The organism is Winogradskyella forsetii (assembly GCF_013394595.1).
Classification (GTDB): domain Bacteria; phylum Bacteroidota; class Bacteroidia; order Flavobacteriales; family Flavobacteriaceae; genus Winogradskyella; species Winogradskyella forsetii.
The window spans coordinates 970,349-988,037 of the sequence record NZ_CP053348.1 but is presented as its reverse complement, the minus strand read 5'-3'; the positions used below and the strand labels follow the sequence as shown (position 1 = coordinate 988,037).

Here is a 17,689-nt window from a genome sequence, read left to right as displayed (position 1 = left end):
GAAAAAATGAATATAAATTGGGATCTAACAAAAAATGGCACATATTAATGTCCTTAATTTCGACGGCGTCGAAAACAACGATTTTCAGAAATAATGAGCGAAAAAGCGAAACTGCGAAGCGAAGCTTCAAGCATGCAGCTTTGAAAGCGAATGGTGCTTTAGCAATTTCCTTATAAATCGTTTTGATTTTTTGGTTCGTTTTGTATCAAGACAAAATGAACAGAATTAAAAAAGAAGTTTAATTAAAGAAGATTCCTGCTTTCGCAGGAACTAAAGATGAAAAAAATATTAGTCATAGACAACTACGACAGTTTCACCTACAATCTAGTCCATTATTTGGAAGATTTAGATTGTGAAGTCACCGTAAAAAGAAACGATAAATTAACACTCGAAGACGTTGATGCGTTTGATAAAATTGTGTTATCACCAGGACCAGGAATTCCAGATGAGGCAGGATTATTAAAACAAATTATCGCTACCTATGCAGCAACTAAGAGTATTTTAGGTGTTTGTTTAGGACAGCAAGCTATTGGCGAAGTCTTTGGAGGCACTTTAGAAAATTTAGATAATGTTTATCATGGTGTAGCAACAAACGTGACACTTTCCGTTGATGATGAAACCTTATTCAAAGGACTTGATAAAACATTTGAAGTGGGTAGATACCACTCTTGGGTGGTCAACATCAATTTGCCGGAAAGCTTAGAAGCTACATCATTTGACGAAAATGGTCAGATAATGTCGCTTAGACATAAAATTTACGATGTTAAGGGCGTACAATATCATCCAGAATCCGTTCTAACACCGAATGGGAAACGGATTTTGGAGAATTGGGTTAATGAGTGAAAAGAATTAAGAATTAAGAATAGTTAAATTTTTCAAGAAAAAGAAAAAATCTTTTTTGATAAAAACGAAATTTAATAAATATGAATGTCCTTTTTTCCGACAACGTCGGAAGCAACGATTTTCAGAAATAGTGAGCGAAAGAGCGGAACTGCGAAGCGAAGCTTCAAGCATGTAGCTTTGGAAGCGAAAGATGCTTTAGCAATTTCCTAATAATCGTTTTGTTTTTTTGGTTCGTTTTGCAACAAGGCAAAATGAACAAAAGAAAAATGAGTAATTAACAAACAGATTCCCACTTTCGTGGGAAATGAATATGAAACAACTACTTAACAGACTAATCAATCAAGAAAGCATCTCAAGCGAAGAAGCAAAAAATGTCTTGGTTAATATTTCAGCAGGAAAATATAACCAAAGCCAAATTGCATCATTTTTAACCGTTTATATGATGCGAAGTATAACTTTAGACGAACTTCGAGGATTTAGGGATGCACTTTTAGAACTTTGTGTTCCTGTAGATTTAGAAGATTACAATACCATCGATTTATGCGGAACAGGTGGCGATGGAAAAGACACATTTAACATATCAACCTTATCGTCCTTTGTAACTGCAGGTGCAGGAATTCATGTGACAAAACATGGAAACTATGGTGTGTCATCCGCATGTGGTTCATCAAACGTCATGGAAAGCTTGGGTATCAAATTCACAAATAATATTGATTTTTTAAAACGGAGTATCGATGAAGCAGGGATTTGTGTGTTACATGCACCATTATTTCATCCGGCCATGAAAAATGTGGCACCCATTAGAAAAGAGCTCGGTGTCAAAACATTTTTCAATATGTTGGGCCCAATGGTAAACCCAGCCTTTCCAAAAAATCAAATGGTAGGTGTATTTAATCTTGAACTATTAAGGCTTTATGGCTATTTGTACCAAGAATCCGATAAGAATTATGCTATTGTTCACGCCTTGGATGGATATGATGAAATATCCTTAACAGGAAAAACCAAAGTGATTTCCAACAATTCAGAAACCTTATTTGAACCTTATGAATTAGGAGTTGACAGCGTAGAACAATCAGCAATATTTGGAGGAAACACGGTAAAGCAGGCCGCTAAACTTTTCACAAAAATTATAAATGGAAATGGTTCTAAAGCCCAAAATAATGTCGTATGCGCCAATGCCGGATTAGCCATAGCTACTGCAAAACAAATTTCCCATAAGGAAGGTTTTGAGTTGGCTAAAGAGTCGTTAGAAAGCGGAAAAGCGAAAAAGAGTATGGATACTTTGGTCGCGTTGAGTGGAAAATGAGTTGGCAATGTTCAGTCTTCAGTATACAGTCTGCTCACCGAGCACTAAATACTGAATACTGAATACTGAATACTGAATACTGAATACTGAATACTGAATATGAACATATTAGATAAAATAGTTAAAGACAAGCGTAAAGAAGTTGAACTCAAAAAAGAGTTCATTCCAATAGCAGCCTATGAGCAATTGCCTTCTTTTGGAATGAAAACAACTTCACTTTCAAAAAAATTAAGAGCCAGCAACTCTGGGATTATTGCTGAATTTAAGCGTAAATCGCCTTCAAAATCAATTATCAACAATACGGCTTTGGTTGAAGATGTCGCTATTGGTTATGAAATGGCAGGCGTCTGTGGTATGTCTGTTTTAACAGACGAAATTTATTTTGGCGGCACCATGGACGATTTAATAAATGCTAGAGAAAGTTGTAGTTTGCCCTTATTACGAAAAGAATTTATTATTGATGAATATCAGATTATTGAAGCCAAAGCCATTGGTGCCGATGCTATTTTACTCATTGCTGCAATTCTGACAAAAGCTGAAATCAAACATTTTTCAGAATTTGCAAAACGTTTAAATCTTGATGTTTTACTTGAAGTACATAACGAAGACGAATTACATAAATCCATTATGCCGTCTTTGGATATGTTAGGCGTAAACAATAGAAATCTTAAAACTTTTGAAGTTAGCTTAGATATATCAAAAGAATTAAGCCAATTAATTCCTGAAGATTTTGTAAAAGTCTCCGAAAGTGGCATTAGTTCAGTCGAAGCCATTAAGGAATTGCAACCCTTTGGTTATAAAGGATTTCTAATAGGTGAAAACTTTATGAAGACTGATAATCCTGGAGAAAGCGCGAAACAATTTATAAAGAGCCTAATATAAAAAAGCCTCCTCTAGCTCCTCCAAGGGAGGAGAATTTTTACGCGGATGAAAAAAATGAAAGACCAATTAAAGTAATAGAATGACCTGCAAGGTTTCAAAAACCTTGTAGGTTTATATCAAGCGACACCATTATGGCTGTAAATATGAAACTGAAAGTTTGTGGAATGAAATATAAAGACAACATAGAAGCTGTTGCTAAACTGCAACCCGACTTTTTGGGCTTTATATTTTATAAAAAATCGTCTAGGCAATTCACCACTACTATTCCCAAATTACCAAATAGAATTAAAAAAGTTGGTGTTTTTGTGGATGAAAAATTAGAAATCGTATTGGAAACGATTAAGAAATTTAACCTGAAAGTTGTTCAATTACATGGGCATGAATCGCCAGAATATTGTGCTACAATAAAGCATGTGGAGGTCATAAAGGTCTTTAGTATTAAGGATCAATTCAATTTTAACGTACTTCAACCTTACGAAGAGGTATGCGAATTTTTCTTATTTGATACTAAAGGAAAATTACCTGGAGGCAATGGTTTCAGTTTTAATTGGGATGTTCTTAAAAATTATCCTTCCACTAAACCCTATTTTTTAAGTGGCGGCATTGGCATAGAAGACATTGAAAAAATTAAAGAATTCAAAAAAAATTCTGCTTCAAAATATTGTTATGCTATAGACGTTAATAGTAAATTTGAGATTGAAGCTGGATTAAAAAATATTGACGAATTAGAAAAGTTTAGGTATGAGTTACAACATTAACGAAAAAGGATATTACGGAGAATTTGGAGGTGCATATATTCCAGAAATGCTTTACCCAAATGTAGAGGAATTGCGTCAAAACTATTTAAAAATCATGGCAGAACCTTCATTCCAAGAAGAGTTCAATGCTTTACTAAAAGATTATGTGGGCAGACCTTCTCCACTCTATTTTGCCAAACGGCTTTCAGAAAAATACAATACAAAAATATATCTCAAGCGTGAAGACCTCAACCACACTGGAGCTCACAAAATCAATAATACCATTGGTCAAATCCTTATGGCAAAACGTCTTGGAAAAAACAGGATTATTGCCGAAACTGGAGCTGGTCAACATGGTGTTGCCACAGCAACCGTTTGTGCTCTAATGGGCATTGAATGTATTGTTTACATGGGCGAAATTGACATTGCAAGACAAGCGCCAAATGTCGCAAGAATGAAAATGTTAGGCGCAACTGTAGTTCCCGCTTTATCGGGAAGCAGGACTTTAAAAGATGCCACCAACGAAGCGATTCGTGATTGGATCAACAATCCTGTAGATACACATTATATTATTGGAAGTGTGGTTGGTCCTCATCCCTATCCAGATATGGTTGCCAAGTTTCAAGCTGTGGTTTCTGAAGAGATCAAAAGTCAACTTATGGAAAAAGAAGGCACAGAAGATCCCGATTATCTCATTGCTTGTGTTGGAGGAGGAAGCAATGCTGCCGGTACTTATTATCATTATCTAGACAATGACAACGTAAATATCATAGCCGTTGAAGCCGCAGGATTAGGGGTGGATTCTGGAGAAAGCGCTGCCACTTCGGTGCTAGGAAAAGAAGGAATTATTCATGGTAGCAAAACCTTATTAATGCAAACGAAGGATGGACAAATAACAGAACCCTATTCCATTTCTGCCGGATTGGATTATCCAGGTGTTGGGCCAATGCATGCTAATTTATATAAAACTGGTCGAGCGGAATTTATTGCCATAACTGATGATGACGCCATGAAAGCTGGATTCAGTCTATGCCAGTTAGAAGGCATCATTCCTGCGATTGAAACCTCTCATGCTTTGGCCGTATTTGAACATAAAACTTTCAAACCAAATGATATCATTGTTCTAAATTTATCTGGTCGAGGTGATAAAGATTTACAGAATTATATTGATTATTTTAAGTTGTAATTTTATTGGAGGTTTACGATTTACAGTTTGGAATTTAGAACAGAAGTTTTGTAGTTGAAATTTTAAGCAATACTTTTACACTTACCAATTTATTTTATATCATTACTATGTCCGAAACGGTTTTAGAGCTTAAAGATGCTACCATTTATCAAGGCGATAGCATGGTGCTTTCAAAAGTGAATTTTGAAATGCAAAAAGGCGATTTTGTTTATCTTATAGGAAAAACGGGGAGCGGTAAAAGTAGTTTTATGAAAACGCTTTATGGTGATTTACAATTGACCGAAGGTGAAGGTTCTGTGGTTGATTTTAATCTAAAAACCATGAAAGAAAATGATATTCCGTTTTTAAGACGAAAGTTGGGTATTGTTTTTCAAGATTTCAAGTTATTGCCAGATCGCACTATTATTGGTAATTTAGAATTTGTATTAAAAGCAACTGGCTGGAAAGAAAAGGATAGGATTAAAGACCGTATTGACTCTGTTCTAGATAAAGTTGCCATGAAAACCAAGGGCTTTAAATATCCTCATGAACTTTCTGGTGGTGAGCAACAGCGTATTGCCATAGCACGCGCTTTACTGAATGATCCTGAGCTTATCTTAGCCGATGAGCCAACGGGTAACTTGGATCCACAAACCAGTATAGAAGTTATGGAAGTTTTGCAAGACATCAATAAAAATGGGAATACGATTTTAATGGCGACCCATGACTATGCCTTGCTTTTAAAATATCCAAGTAAAACCTTAAAGTGCGACGAAAACAAGGTTTTTGAAGTTGTGCAAAGGAAGAGTTAGAATATGAGCTTTTTATTAAAACGCTTATCCCAAAAACGTATTTGGAATAGAATATACAAGGAACGTCTATCAGAACCTTTGCGCCTTAATTGTATGAGCATTTTTGTCTATGTATTTGGTTCTTTTAGAAGTAAGGTTCTCTATGACTTAATATTGCGTCCACATCATGCTTTTGATATTTTAAAAGCGGCTTATCAAGCAAAAGAGCGAGTTTTCAGCAAAAATTAATGAATTTAATGACCAAAATAAACTAAGAAATATTAGCTACCATCCTTTTTTCGTAAATCAACGACTATTTAAAAATGCTAACTGGACAAAGCAAATTTACTATTTCCACGTATTAGATCATAAACACAGATCTGAAACAAAAAGGAACGATGCCCAACGAATTTTAGACAATCCTTATCTAAACATCTAAGATTCTTCTTTGTTTTTATAAATGTGCGGATTCTTTCTTATGCCTTTTTTAAATACCTTTCTCAATAACATCCTTAATTTAGCATCAGCATCTAATATTATGTTTTTTAAGGTTTCTTCTGGGCGACCTCTATATTTCGTCACATGGAATTTATCTGTTTCCTTTAATGGCAATGGACTAAAATAATAGTTGGAAATACAACATCTAGCTTCTAATTCAGAATTCACTTTGTTTACAGAATGCCATGATCCATCGTGGGTTGCCATAACCACCAAACGATTAAACTTACTCTCAATTACGATAGGATTTTTTTTGGGCCCATTTGGCCATAATTCCAAATGGCCTCCATTTTTAAGTTCCCAATTTGGTGTTACATAATATAGTAAATTTAAGACACGCCAGCGCTCTCTTTTGGCATCATGTGAATTATCTAAATGGGGATTTAAAAAATTATGATTTGCCATCAACGATAAACCGCCTGCGTATAGTGATTGGTCCGCATACAATGTTTCTATACCACAAATATCACCTATTAGTTTCACTACTTTATCATCCTGAAAAGCATAAATCACTTTTTCAAGCAAAGGATTATGATTGTTCATTTGAGCCGAAACATATTTATGTTCTCTAATTGTTTTTAAACATCGCATGTCATTTTTATCTGGAAAAACAGAAAAACACGCTTTCGCTAAATCGTTTGGAAGTAAATCGTCGATAAAAAAGTAGCCAATATTAGATTTTGAAGAATGATAAGTCGATAAAATATTATTTTTGTTGGCTGTTATTTTATGGCAAATTTGATTTATAATTTCGTCGGAAGTAATGTTCACACTAACATAATTTTATGTCTTGGCAAGATAAATTAATTTCGTTTAACACTAAAGTCTTTGAGCTTCATTTATAATTTAATTACATTGTACTCCAATTAAAAATCTTAGAGGTCTTCCGCATTACATGAAAGTCATTTGCCTTAGTACACTGGATAAATTTTCGAGGTTTTATCTCGATATTGAGCGTCACCTAAAAGCTAAAAACAAAACAGATATGAGCTTAAAGGTATTCAGCCTTTATTTTAGTGGATTCCTTTATACACTTCTTCGATTTAAATATAGCAATTGGATTTCGGTAAAAGCATGGTATTTGGCACAACGCAAAAAACAACTTTATACTTCAATTATAAATTCTCAAAACAGTTATAAAAATTTAAACTTTAATGATTATTATGCATTTCATGCTGCCTTAACTAAAAATATTTCGACAAAATCACTGCAATTGCAAACCTTAGCTTATATAGATATTTTTGATGAAATTTTCGCTAATGAAACACCAGATTATCTTATCAGTATAGGCGATTCTAGATTGTGCATGGAAATTGCGATTGCATTGGCCAAAACAAAAAAAATTAAAGTACGTTATATAGAACAAGGGCCTTTCAATACGACATTCTTTGACGACAAAGGTGTTAATGCCAATATTAGTATTAGAGAAAAAGATAATTATCAATCCACAAAAATTAATGAACATCCGATTTCTGATGACAAGGCGAGTAATAAAATCTATAGTAGATCTCCTATTTACCGTGGGATAGATATGGTTTTAATGACCTTATTCGAAAACACCGCTTTTTATCCACCAGATTTAAAATATACTGACCTAAATAGTTACAGACCTAAGCGTTCCCATCCTAAAATTCAACACTTTTACCATGAGCAAATGGCATTATTAATATTGCAGGTGCCTTTAGATGTTAATATGATTTATCACAGTCCCAACTATAAATCGCACACCGAAATCGTTGAAAGCATCTATTCTAACCTTCCTAAAAATTTAAAATTGGTGGTTAGAGAGCATCCGCTTTACACTAACAAATATGAAGATAGCTTATACGATTATATTAACCAAAATGCGATATTAATTGATAATTCCACTCCTCTGGACTTAGCTATAGATAGCGCAATGATGGTGATTGTTAATAATTCAACTGTCGGTATTGAAGCTATTCTAAAATACAAAACTGTTGTTGTTTTAGGCGACGCATTTTATGATAATCCAGCTGTTTGTATTAAACTAGAAAACAAAAAAGAGCTGTCAATTATCTTAGAAAAAGCAATAGAAAATGAACCTAACAAAGCGAAAATCGATGCTTTTAAACAGGAACTATTTAATAGTGTTTTATTAAAAGGAGCAATAACAGATAACCCCTTACAATCTTCAATAACTATTGCTAATAAATTACTGACAAATGAGTGAGACGCCTTTTTTTTCTGTGATTATTCCTTTGTATAATAAAGAGCAATACATTTCTGAGTGCTTGAAAAGCGCATTGAATCAAACATTTAAAAATTACGAAGTCGTAATTATCAATGACGGGTCTACAGATGACAGTGTTTCTATTGTAGAATCAATTATTTCCAATAAAATTACACTGTTTTCTCAAGAGAACTTAGGGGTTAGTGCTGCAAGAAATAACGGAGCTTATAATGCCAAAGGGACTTACCTAGCATTTCTAGATGCTGACGACATTTGGAAACCCACTCATTTAGAATTATTTAAAGAAAGTATAGACAATTTTCCAAATGCAGGTTTGTACGCTAATAATTATGAAATAAAGTATGCTGATGATCATATTATACCAGCAAAAATACAAATTGAAGGTAATGATGATAAGCCATTTGTTTTAACTGATTTTTTTAAAGCAAGTATACAAGATACAGCTGTCTGGACATCTGCTGCTGCAATAAAAAGGGAAAAGTTTTTTGATTACGACATGTTTAACCCTATCTATTTAAGTAGTCAAGATTTAGATTTATGGATTAGAATAGCTTTGAATGAAGCTATTGTTTTTAATCCAAAGTCTTCAATGATTTACGACAAATCAATAGAAGGGAGCTTAGGTAAAACAGAAGATAATGATGCTAGATTTATTTTATTCAATTCATTTCATAGCTACGAAAACAATAACCTATCGCTCAAAAAATATTTAGACATAAAACGTTACGGATTGGCTTTAAGAACTAAAATTCGAGGTGAATCAAAAATCTATAGTGATACTTTAAAAACCATAGACTTTAGAAATTTAAATTCTAAACAAAAAATTTTACTTAAAACACCTACGTTTATTCTACAAGTTTTAAATAAATTAAGACCGTATATTATTAAGAGTAAAATTTATTTATGGCTTTTTAAAAGCTAAAAAGTCCCTATACTTTCTAATATAGTCATCTTCATTAAATTCGTCAGAGGCCAAAACTAAGCAAACGCATCCCGAAGAAAAATTATCAATTTCGCGCCATATTCCTGGCACTATTAGAAGACCTTTATGCGGTTTATTTAAACTAAAAGTCATTTTGTTTTCACCATCCTTAATGTGCACATCAAAACTACCAGAAAGTGGAACAATAAGCTGGTACAATTCCTTATGAGCATGGCCCCCTCTAAAAGCATCAGATGGAACATCGTATAAATAATATACTCGCTTTATTTCAAATGGCAGTAAGTCCCCTTCAACAACGGCTAAGATACCACGTTCGTCATGCACTCTTGGAATTTCCAAAATAAAAACATCCTCTATTGTCGTCATTTTCATTTTTATGCTTCAATTAAATTTTGCCACTCTTTTGCGATCCTATCAACAGACAAATATTCTATTGATATCTTGGCATTAGATTTACAGTGATTATATAATTTTTCATCTTCAACAAATGTATTGAATGCATCAGCTAACGCAGAAATACTATGATTATCCACTAATAAACCATTTTTTTTATGGTTTATCACACCATCTTCAAAGTTATCATATTTCACACTTATTACGGGTGTGTTGCAAGCTAAAGATTCTAAAATAGTCATAGGAAAACCTTCAAACCTACTAGTCAATACTGTGAATCTAGATGAATTTATATATGAAAATGGATTTATGGAAAACGGTAGTATTTTAATGTACCTCTTTAATTTACATTTTATTATTTTATTTTCAATTAAAGATTTATCCTTACCATTACCCATAAGAATTAACTTTATGCCTTTTTTAGACAACAATGATTCTTGGTAAGATGCTATTAATAAAGATAGGTTTTTAACCTCATTATCCAGCCTACCATACCAAAAAATAAAAGGAGAAGATTCCATGTTTTTCTCTTGTTTTAATTGGTTAATATAACTGAAATCTATGGGATTATATAAGGTCTTCAAATTTTTAAAATCATACGATTCTTTAACTAAATTCTCAATACCATGAGATACACAAACTATTTTTTTAGATTTTTTATACAGTAATTTAGTCAACCATTTGTTGGGTGGAAAAAATAAATGAATGGCGTAACTATGAATCATATAAATAGTTTCCTTTGGATAAATAAATGCAGAAATAATATATTCTGAAAATGCTTTAGAACGCACACGATGATCGATAATGACTTCTATGCTATTTTTGTTTAGAAATTTTCTAAAAATTAATAAACGTTTGAGACGTCCGATAAAAGTATCATTCTGTTCTTTAATTTCACCAAGATTTAACAATTCACCTTTATATGGATATTTTATACTATTGAGAACAGTAACAATAAACACTTTATAGCCTAAATCAGTTAAAAAAATTGATTGCATAGCTGCAACTCTATCAGCTCCTCCCTCACTTAAAGAGCGCGATACAATACATATCTTTTTTTTATGCTTATTTTGCATTTATCTTAATTACTTGGTAAAGATATTAAATGAAATATTATCCTCTAACTTTTTGGGATAACTTGAGTTGTTTTAAACATAAGACAAAAAAATAATATTATTATATGAAAATTTTACTGTTTGGGGAATATAACAGGTCACAATGGAATATAAAAAATGGACTTATTGCATTAGGGCACGAGGCTATTGTTGTGAGTAACAGAGATGGTTTTAAGAAAGTTGACGTTGATATTGAATTAATAGATCCTTACAAGCCTTACTTCTTAAAAAAACTAAGAAACCTAATAAAAAAGCTTTTGGGAATAGACCTATCTGCATTATCAATAAAACGTCAAATTAAAAAAAACAAAAATAAACTCTCAAATTACGATATTGTTCAGTTTATTAATGAAGCTCCTTTTGATTTTGATAGAAAACATCAACAGCAAATTTTTGAGTGGTTGACAGATTGGAATAAAAACCTTTTTTTACTTTCTGCTGGCTTAGACTATTCAAGTGTCTTATATGCCCACGAAAAAAAATTTAGATATTCAATTCTTACTCCTTATTTTGACAACAAAGGAACTAAAAAAGACTTTTCACCCGCATTGAGTTACCTGACCCCAGAACATATTAAATTGCACAAAAAAATTTTTCATACTATAAAAGGAGTCATATCTAATGATTTAGATTATCATATTCCGTTAGTTGGTTATAGAAAGTACTTAGGTATGATTCCACATGCCATTAATCTTAGTAAACTAAATTATACCGCACCTGAAATTAAGGATAAAATAATAATTTTTCATGGTATCAATACCTTTAATTATTTTAAAAAAGGAAATGATATTTTTGATGCCGCTTTGGAAATAATTTCTAAAAAATATGCCGATAGAATTGAAATTATAATTGCCAGGAACCTTCCCTATAAAGAATACATTAAAAAATTTGACAAAGCTCACATATTACTAGATCAAGTATATGCCTACGACCAAGGATATAATGCACTAGAAGCCATGGCAAAAGGAAAAGTCGTTTTTACTGGCGCAGAAAAAGAATGGGAAGATTATTATAAAGTTATGCCAGATACTATTGCTATAAATGCACTACCTGATGTGACACAAATTATCAATAAACTAATTTGGCTCATAGAAAATCCCGAAAAAATCATTGAAATCTCAAAAAACGCCCGACGCTTTGTAGAGCAACATCATGATCACATCAATTGTGCAAAAATGTATTTAGAAAAATGGGATTAATTTTTTTGCTTCGGAAAGCGAAGTTCTAAGGAAACCCGCGTGATATCAACATTTTCGTTTACGGCAGCACCATGGATTAAAAAAGGGGAAAACAACAAGGCTTCACTTTCTTTAGGATTAGGTCTTAACATATTAATCACTCCTGTTTTTGTTTCCAAAATACAGGGCACATAATAAACATTACCATTAATTTTCGCACCCTTACTTTCTGTTCTTAAAATTTCGTTTTCGGGTATAAAATGGCTTTCTGGCATTACTGGCAAAGATGATTTTTCGTTACAGCCAGCAATGGGTAACCATACGTTTATAATATCTTCCCAATAGCTCAAATAACCATCTCTATGTGGTGGATTAATATCTAAAGAATTTGGTCTACTAATTCGTATTTGGATGTGTGATTTTTGAAGTTCTTCTACATACGAAGTTAACTTGTAGCCCAAAATATCTCCAAACCGTTTAGCTAATTGGTCGATATCAAAATCGAAATCTGAGGTTTCAAGATTACGGGTTATAGAGATGACTTGATTATGAAGCGCATCAGTAGTTACATATTTATGATAATTCTTTAAATCAAAATTTTCATCATCAACAACTATATTATTAGCCTTTAAAGCGTCGATAATTATTTTTTCCACAGAACTTTGAAGTCTTAAAAAATCGTCCTGACCAAATGCTTCAACCATACTATAACCTTGCTTTTCCCATGGCATTTTAGATAAAACGTTATCTTTTTGAGGATAAAGTAATTCTGGTTGTCCCCAAAAAAAATTGCCTTCAACTTTAAATTCAAAGGGTTTATTATCAATATATAATTTACATATTTTCTCCATCATCGAATTTTTCCTTTTTATTATCGAAGTAATTTTTGATAATAAATATAACCATTATGAAATAAATAATATACCTCACAAAATGAGCAATCACAATACCTTCAGTACCATAAGATTGAATAAACACTTTTGAAAGTACAAAAAACAGCCCTAAAGAAATTATTTCGGTAATCACAAAACTTTTCACCATACGCTTGGCTAAAAATTGATGGGACAATACCAAAGCTCCCAACCTTATAAAATCGCCAAGCAACTGCCACTTGAATAAAGGTTCCATACCTGTAAAATCTGGATAAATAAGTTCAATAATATAATTTCTAAAGACATAAACCAGGATCATTCCCAATCCAAAAATGGGCAATATGGTTTTATAAATGTTAAGGACTTCATTCTTAAATTCAAGCTTTGTATGGATACTTGCAAATTTTGGCAAAACATATAAGGTAAACAACCCTGTGGCAAACACCATATAATTTTTAGAAATAAAAGTTACAGCTGTCCAATAACCTGCCTCATTAATGTTTAACTCATCGGCAACCAAGGTTCTTATGTTCAACTCAATATAATTCAGAAGAAAAGTGGAAATAAACGACATCAATGTAAATGCCAATAGTTTATTTCTATAAAAAAGATTAAGGTTTAGAGATTTAAACGGCACATAGGTTTTCAATATTTTTCCAAAAACAAAGGCCAAAACAATAAGTTGAATAACAGGCGCAAACGCAATGGCAATAAGCACACCTTTCAATTCTGAACTATAAAGTCCAATAACGAGTGCGATGGTTGCCAGAAGATAACTGATTAATTCAATCTTAGCATAGCGTTTATAATCCGACAAACCACTAACCACAGCATTGACCACACGACCAATGGCAATAAATGGCACGATAACCGCTAAAAGCTGAAAAATATAAATGTAATCGGACGTATTAAATAAGTAATTGGAAAAAAATGAAGCACCAATAAATAAAACCACTGCAGAACACAACGCGCCAATAACCATAAATACAGTAACCGTAGAAAATAGTTTAGAAAGCTCTGGTTGGTCCTTTTTAAATTCAGCAACATATTTAACAACTCCATTAAATGTCCCTAGCGTTGCTGTACTGGTAAGCATAGCCATAACATTCCGTACTTGCCCAATACTTGCTATACCAGCTTCACCAACCATTACGGCCAACAATCGTTGAATAATTGCCGAAACAATTAACCGAACCGCAATAACCAAAGCGTTAAGTGATGTGATTTTAAGCACAATATTGTTGCCAATAAATTTTGGAAGCCTCACATTTCTGTTTTTAATATTTGTCTACACCTTTGTCGTCCAATACACCAAATAAGGAACTACTAAATAGCAGGACTATAATTCCGAAATACATAAAATAGCTCAAACAATGCCCCATAACAGCACCTTTCACTCCAAAATCATCAATAAGATAAATACTGGATACATACATGATGACGAATAAGAATATTTCCAAAATGATAAAATGGGTAAACATTTTTTTTGCTAAAAATTGATAGGCAATAACTAATGAGAGTACGCGCGCAATATCTCCTAAAATCTGATAGCCAAATAAATCTTCAACAGGTCTAAAATCTTCTGTAAATAAGATATTTATCAACACAGATCGACTTAAATAAACAATTAGTAATAATACTAAAAATACAGGCATAATAGCTTTGTAGAAACTAAAAACTTCTTTTCTAAATTCTCGTTTGGAATTGATTTGAGAATACCGAGGTAAAATATAAAGTGCCATCATGGAATTAAAAAACATGAGATAATAATCTGAAACCCGCGTCATAGCAGTCCAATAGCCTGCCGCTTTTATACCTATTTCATCAATGAGATAATTTCTAATAATGATCATTACTATTGGGATGGCAATAGTGCTTACCAACGCCATTATCATGTAAGGGCCCAATTTATTCAATATCGAAAAACTGACTTGTGTAATCTTAATTGAGGAGACCAAACTTCTTCTAAAAGCAATACCAACTATGGTTATGAGCAAATTAAGCGCTGGTGTCAACACAATGGCGAGCAATGCACCATCAATATTTTCATCATATATAAGCAGTAAAGTCACTAAAAGCCCTAATATCTGACCAAGAATGTTAATTAGTAGTAAATATTTGTGTTTAGAAAATCCATTCAAAATGGAAAAGACGAACATATTCAGCGCATAGAACGGCAATACAATTGCAAGTGTCTCTATAATATAGATGTAATCGTAATTTGGTGAAAACAATACATTGTTAATCCACTCTGCATTATAGTAACATAAGAACGATAAACATATAGAAGAGAAAAATCCGGAATAAAAAACTGTAGATAATGTTTTAGTAAGCTCAACTACATCGTTCTTAACCTGGCTTATAACTTTAACGACACCCTTGTAAAGTCCAGAAATAGCCAAAGACTGAACCGCACTTAAAAAATTCCTCAAATTCCCAATAAGTGCCATACCCTGTGGCCCAATGTAAATAGCAATAAATTTAGAAACCAGAATTCCGGCCACAATTCTAAGACTAATATTAGCCACGTTTAGACTTGCCGCTTTTACTAAAACTTCGGTATTTATATAAGTAAAAAACTTTTTCAACTAGTAGGTATTTAAAACGTCTATGACCGTTTGAATCTCATTGTCTGTCAACACAGGACTCATAGGCAAACTTATAATTCTTTTATGAATCTTTTCAGTAAGTGCAAAATTAAAGTGCGAAAATGATTGTAAGGCTCTTTGCTGATGTGGTGGAATTGGATAATGGATTAACCATTCTATTTTATTATGATCCAAAAAATTGATAAAATGGTCTCTATCGGCAACCTCAATCACAAAAGCATAGAACACATGATTTTCAGAACCATTATAATATGGTAATTTTAATTTTGAATTGTGAATACCGTTTAAATACGCTTTTGCAATTTCCCGTCGTCTTTGGTTGTCTTTGTCCAGGGATTTTAATTTAATACCCAAAAAAGCCGCTTGCATATCATCTAAACGACTGTTGAAACCAATTATTTTATTAGTGTACTTTGCTTCACTTCCATAGTTACGTAATAGCCTTAAGACGTCAACTAATTCTGAATCATTTGTCGTCACAGCACCTCCATCGCCTAGGGCGCCGAGGTTTTTGCTCGGATAGAAACTAAAGGCTGCCGCATGAGAAAGGCTTCCTGCTTTATTGGCTATTGGATAGTTGTTTCCATTAATATCGGAAATTGGAGTTTTAGTTTTGGAATTTGTAACCGCACCATGCGCTTGGGCCGCATCTTCAATTAAAAGGCAATTATAATCTTTTGCTATTGTATTAAAACTTTCAACGTCTGCCAACTGACCATATAAATGCACCATAATAATCGCCTTGGCCTCAACCAATATGGCTTTATCAATATCGGTAGAGATATTATAAGTTTCAGTGTTGGGCTCTACTAAAACAGGAACTAATTCCGCATGTAAAATAGATAATATGGTAGCAATAAACGTATTTGCAGGAACAACGACCTTATCTCCTTTCTCTAATTTCCCTAAATGGATATAACCTTTTAATATTAAGGTGAGTGCATCTAATCCGTTGGCAGTACCTACACAATATTTGGTTCCACAATAGGCTGCAAAATCATTTTCAAATTTGGTAACATTCTTCCCTAGAATAAAATGGGCATCGTCCAAAGATTTACTGAACGCTGTTTGAAACGCGTCACGAAAACGATTATTGATTTTATGTAGATCTAGGAATTTAATCATACTAAAATAGCGTCTAAGAATTTATAATTTTCTGTTTCCATTTTATAAAATCCTTGTGGAATTGATCGTGCTCCAAATCCCTCTTTCCAAAAAAGCAAGCCTTTGTTGATCTGTTCACCTGAATTGATATTGGACGTTCCAAAATCAAAATACGGTTTATCCTTATATACATTTTCTATAAGATGATGGTGCAAAAAATCCAAACTTCCCAATTCGTTGTTATCTTCATTGCCCGAAATATATTGGCAATGTGCTACGTTTTCAGTTTCAAAAATGGTTACTCCTGCCACAAGTTTTTCTTTATGAAGCACATTAAACTGTTTGATGTTATTTGGAAACCTAGATTTTAAGAGTGTCATTTCTTCCAAACTGTGAACGGGTTTCACGTTGTGCTTTGTTTCTAAATTTGGGATAAGGATTTGATTCCAAAATGATTCAAAAACATTAGATTCTTCAACTTTTAAATCTGATTTATTAGCTCTTTTTACGCCTTCTTTTCTACTGTTAGAATAGGATTTAAATTTTGTATTTACGACTGAATGCAAATCAGTTCGCAACAATTCAGCCTTCGTTTTGAATAAAACATAAGCCAGTGGATTATTAGACTGATTGTGCAGATATATGGTGGGAAGTTCTTTTAAGGTTAAACTGTTAATCTCACTACTGTTTAAAAATTCCAATACAGCCCGAAACACTCGAATAAAATCGGTTGTTTTTAATTCTTTGGAATAAATGAGACTGCCATAAGTTAACCCTTGATGGGAATAGACAGCGTCCTCAACCAAATTAGCAGGCAACATCGCCATTAGTTTATCTTTTTTATAGACCATCAATGAAAAATCACGAAAGGTATGGCTGTGATAATCCATAAAATCCCGCTGGAACAAAAACGTATCTTGATTGCTTTTTAGGGCAAAACTGTTCCAGGTTTCTTTTTCTGAAGATTTATATAAAGTGACTTTGTAATCTGCCATCAATCAAAAATAATTCTAATTATCTATTAAGCCCAATGAATTCAAA

The 17,689-nt window shown here is 32.9% G+C and carries 18 protein-coding genes; 10 read left to right on the top strand and 8 right to left on the bottom strand.

Annotation, left to right across the window (positions count from 1 at the left end; translation table 11 throughout):
- Positions 1-276 precede the first annotated feature (276 nt).
- The 7 genes from HM987_RS04260 (at position 277) to HM987_RS04230 (ending at position 5,973) form a co-directional block, all read left to right on the top strand.
- Positions 277-843 (top strand): anthranilate synthase component II, encoded by a 567-nt coding sequence (locus HM987_RS04260; protein WP_179005542.1) that lies wholly within the window; start codon positions 277-279, stop codon positions 841-843.
- 310 nt (positions 844-1,153) lie between these two features.
- The gene (gene trpD / locus HM987_RS04255; RefSeq protein WP_179005540.1) at positions 1,154-2,149 is read left to right on the top strand and encodes an anthranilate phosphoribosyltransferase; all 996 of its coding nucleotides are present in this window, start codon (positions 1,154-1,156) and stop codon (positions 2,147-2,149) included.
- Positions 2,150-2,248: 99 nt separating this feature from the next.
- Positions 2,249-3,031, top strand: coding sequence for an indole-3-glycerol phosphate synthase TrpC (trpC, locus tag HM987_RS04250; RefSeq protein WP_179005538.1), 783 nt, complete (start codon positions 2,249-2,251; stop codon positions 3,029-3,031).
- 143 nt (positions 3,032-3,174) lie between these two features.
- On the top strand, positions 3,175-3,789 hold the full coding sequence (locus HM987_RS04245; protein ID WP_179005537.1) for a phosphoribosylanthranilate isomerase: 615 nt from the start codon (positions 3,175-3,177) through the stop codon (positions 3,787-3,789).
- Complete coding sequence (gene trpB, locus HM987_RS04240; protein ID WP_179005535.1) at positions 3,773-4,954, top strand: tryptophan synthase subunit beta; 1,182 nt, start codon at positions 3,773-3,775, stop codon at positions 4,952-4,954. Before HM987_RS04245 ends, trpB begins: the two co-directional genes overlap by 17 nt.
- 107 nt (positions 4,955-5,061) lie before the next feature.
- On the top strand, positions 5,062-5,745 hold the full coding sequence (locus HM987_RS04235) for a cell division ATP-binding protein FtsE (protein ID WP_179005533.1): 684 nt from the start codon (positions 5,062-5,064) through the stop codon (positions 5,743-5,745).
- 3 nt (positions 5,746-5,748) lie between these two features.
- Positions 5,749-5,973, top strand: coding sequence for a hypothetical protein (locus HM987_RS04230; protein ID WP_179005531.1), 225 nt, complete (start codon positions 5,749-5,751; stop codon positions 5,971-5,973).
- Between the two features lie 186 nt (positions 5,974-6,159).
- Here HM987_RS04230 and HM987_RS04225 read toward each other — a convergent pair whose 3' ends face one another.
- The gene (locus HM987_RS04225) at positions 6,160-6,993 is read right to left on the bottom strand and encodes a 2OG-Fe(II) oxygenase (RefSeq protein WP_229724585.1); all 834 of its coding nucleotides are present in this window, start codon (positions 6,991-6,993) and stop codon (positions 6,160-6,162) included.
- Positions 6,994-7,207: 214 nt separating this feature from the next.
- On the opposite strand from HM987_RS04225, the gene HM987_RS04220 reads away from it, so the two are divergent.
- Complete coding sequence (locus HM987_RS04220) at positions 7,208-8,413, top strand: capsular polysaccharide export protein, LipB/KpsS family (RefSeq protein ID WP_179005529.1); 1,206 nt, start codon at positions 7,208-7,210, stop codon at positions 8,411-8,413.
- Entirely contained in the window at positions 8,406-9,356 is a 951-nt protein-coding gene (locus tag HM987_RS04215) for a glycosyltransferase family 2 protein (protein WP_179005527.1), read from the top strand. The genes HM987_RS04220 and HM987_RS04215 overlap by 8 nt, the downstream gene beginning before the upstream one ends.
- Here HM987_RS04215 and HM987_RS04210 read toward each other — a convergent pair.
- Entirely contained in the window at positions 9,336-9,749 is a 414-nt protein-coding gene (locus HM987_RS04210) for a sugar 3,4-ketoisomerase (RefSeq protein ID WP_179005525.1), read from the bottom strand. The two genes, HM987_RS04215 and HM987_RS04210, sit on opposite strands and share 21 nt — an antisense overlap.
- A 2-nt stretch (positions 9,750-9,751) precedes the next feature.
- Positions 9,752-10,846 carry a glycosyltransferase gene (locus tag HM987_RS04205; protein WP_179005523.1) on the bottom strand — a complete coding sequence of 365 codons (1,095 nt, stop codon included), beginning with the start codon at positions 10,844-10,846 and terminating at the stop codon, positions 9,752-9,754.
- A gap of 104 nt (positions 10,847-10,950) precedes the next feature.
- Between HM987_RS04205 and HM987_RS04200 the strand changes: the two genes are divergently transcribed.
- Entirely contained in the window at positions 10,951-12,084 is a 1,134-nt protein-coding gene (locus HM987_RS04200; RefSeq protein ID WP_179005521.1) for a glycosyltransferase, read from the top strand.
- On the opposite strand, the gene HM987_RS04195 is transcribed toward HM987_RS04200, so the two are convergent.
- From HM987_RS04195 to HM987_RS04175, 5 genes are read right to left on the bottom strand one after another with little or no spacing between them, the layout of a single operon-like run.
- Positions 12,081-12,917, bottom strand: coding sequence for a phytanoyl-CoA dioxygenase family protein (locus HM987_RS04195; protein WP_179005519.1), 837 nt, complete (start codon positions 12,915-12,917; stop codon positions 12,081-12,083). The two genes, HM987_RS04200 and HM987_RS04195, sit on opposite strands and share 4 nt — an antisense overlap.
- On the bottom strand, positions 12,898-14,202 hold the full coding sequence (locus tag HM987_RS04190) for an O-antigen translocase (RefSeq protein WP_179005517.1): 1,305 nt from the start codon (positions 14,200-14,202) through the stop codon (positions 12,898-12,900). The genes HM987_RS04195 and HM987_RS04190 overlap by 20 nt, the downstream gene beginning before the upstream one ends.
- 10 nt (positions 14,203-14,212) lie before the next feature.
- On the bottom strand, positions 14,213-15,523 hold the full coding sequence (locus tag HM987_RS04185; protein ID WP_179005515.1) for an O-antigen translocase: 1,311 nt from the start codon (positions 15,521-15,523) through the stop codon (positions 14,213-14,215).
- Positions 15,524-16,669, bottom strand: coding sequence for a DegT/DnrJ/EryC1/StrS family aminotransferase (locus HM987_RS04180; RefSeq protein WP_179005513.1), 1,146 nt, complete (start codon positions 16,667-16,669; stop codon positions 15,524-15,526).
- A complete protein-coding gene (locus HM987_RS04175) occupies positions 16,666-17,643 on the bottom strand; it encodes a GNAT family N-acetyltransferase (RefSeq protein ID WP_179005511.1) in 978 nt (325 codons plus the stop codon). The genes HM987_RS04180 and HM987_RS04175 overlap by 4 nt, the downstream gene beginning before the upstream one ends.
- Between the last annotated feature and the right edge of the window lie 46 nt (positions 17,644-17,689).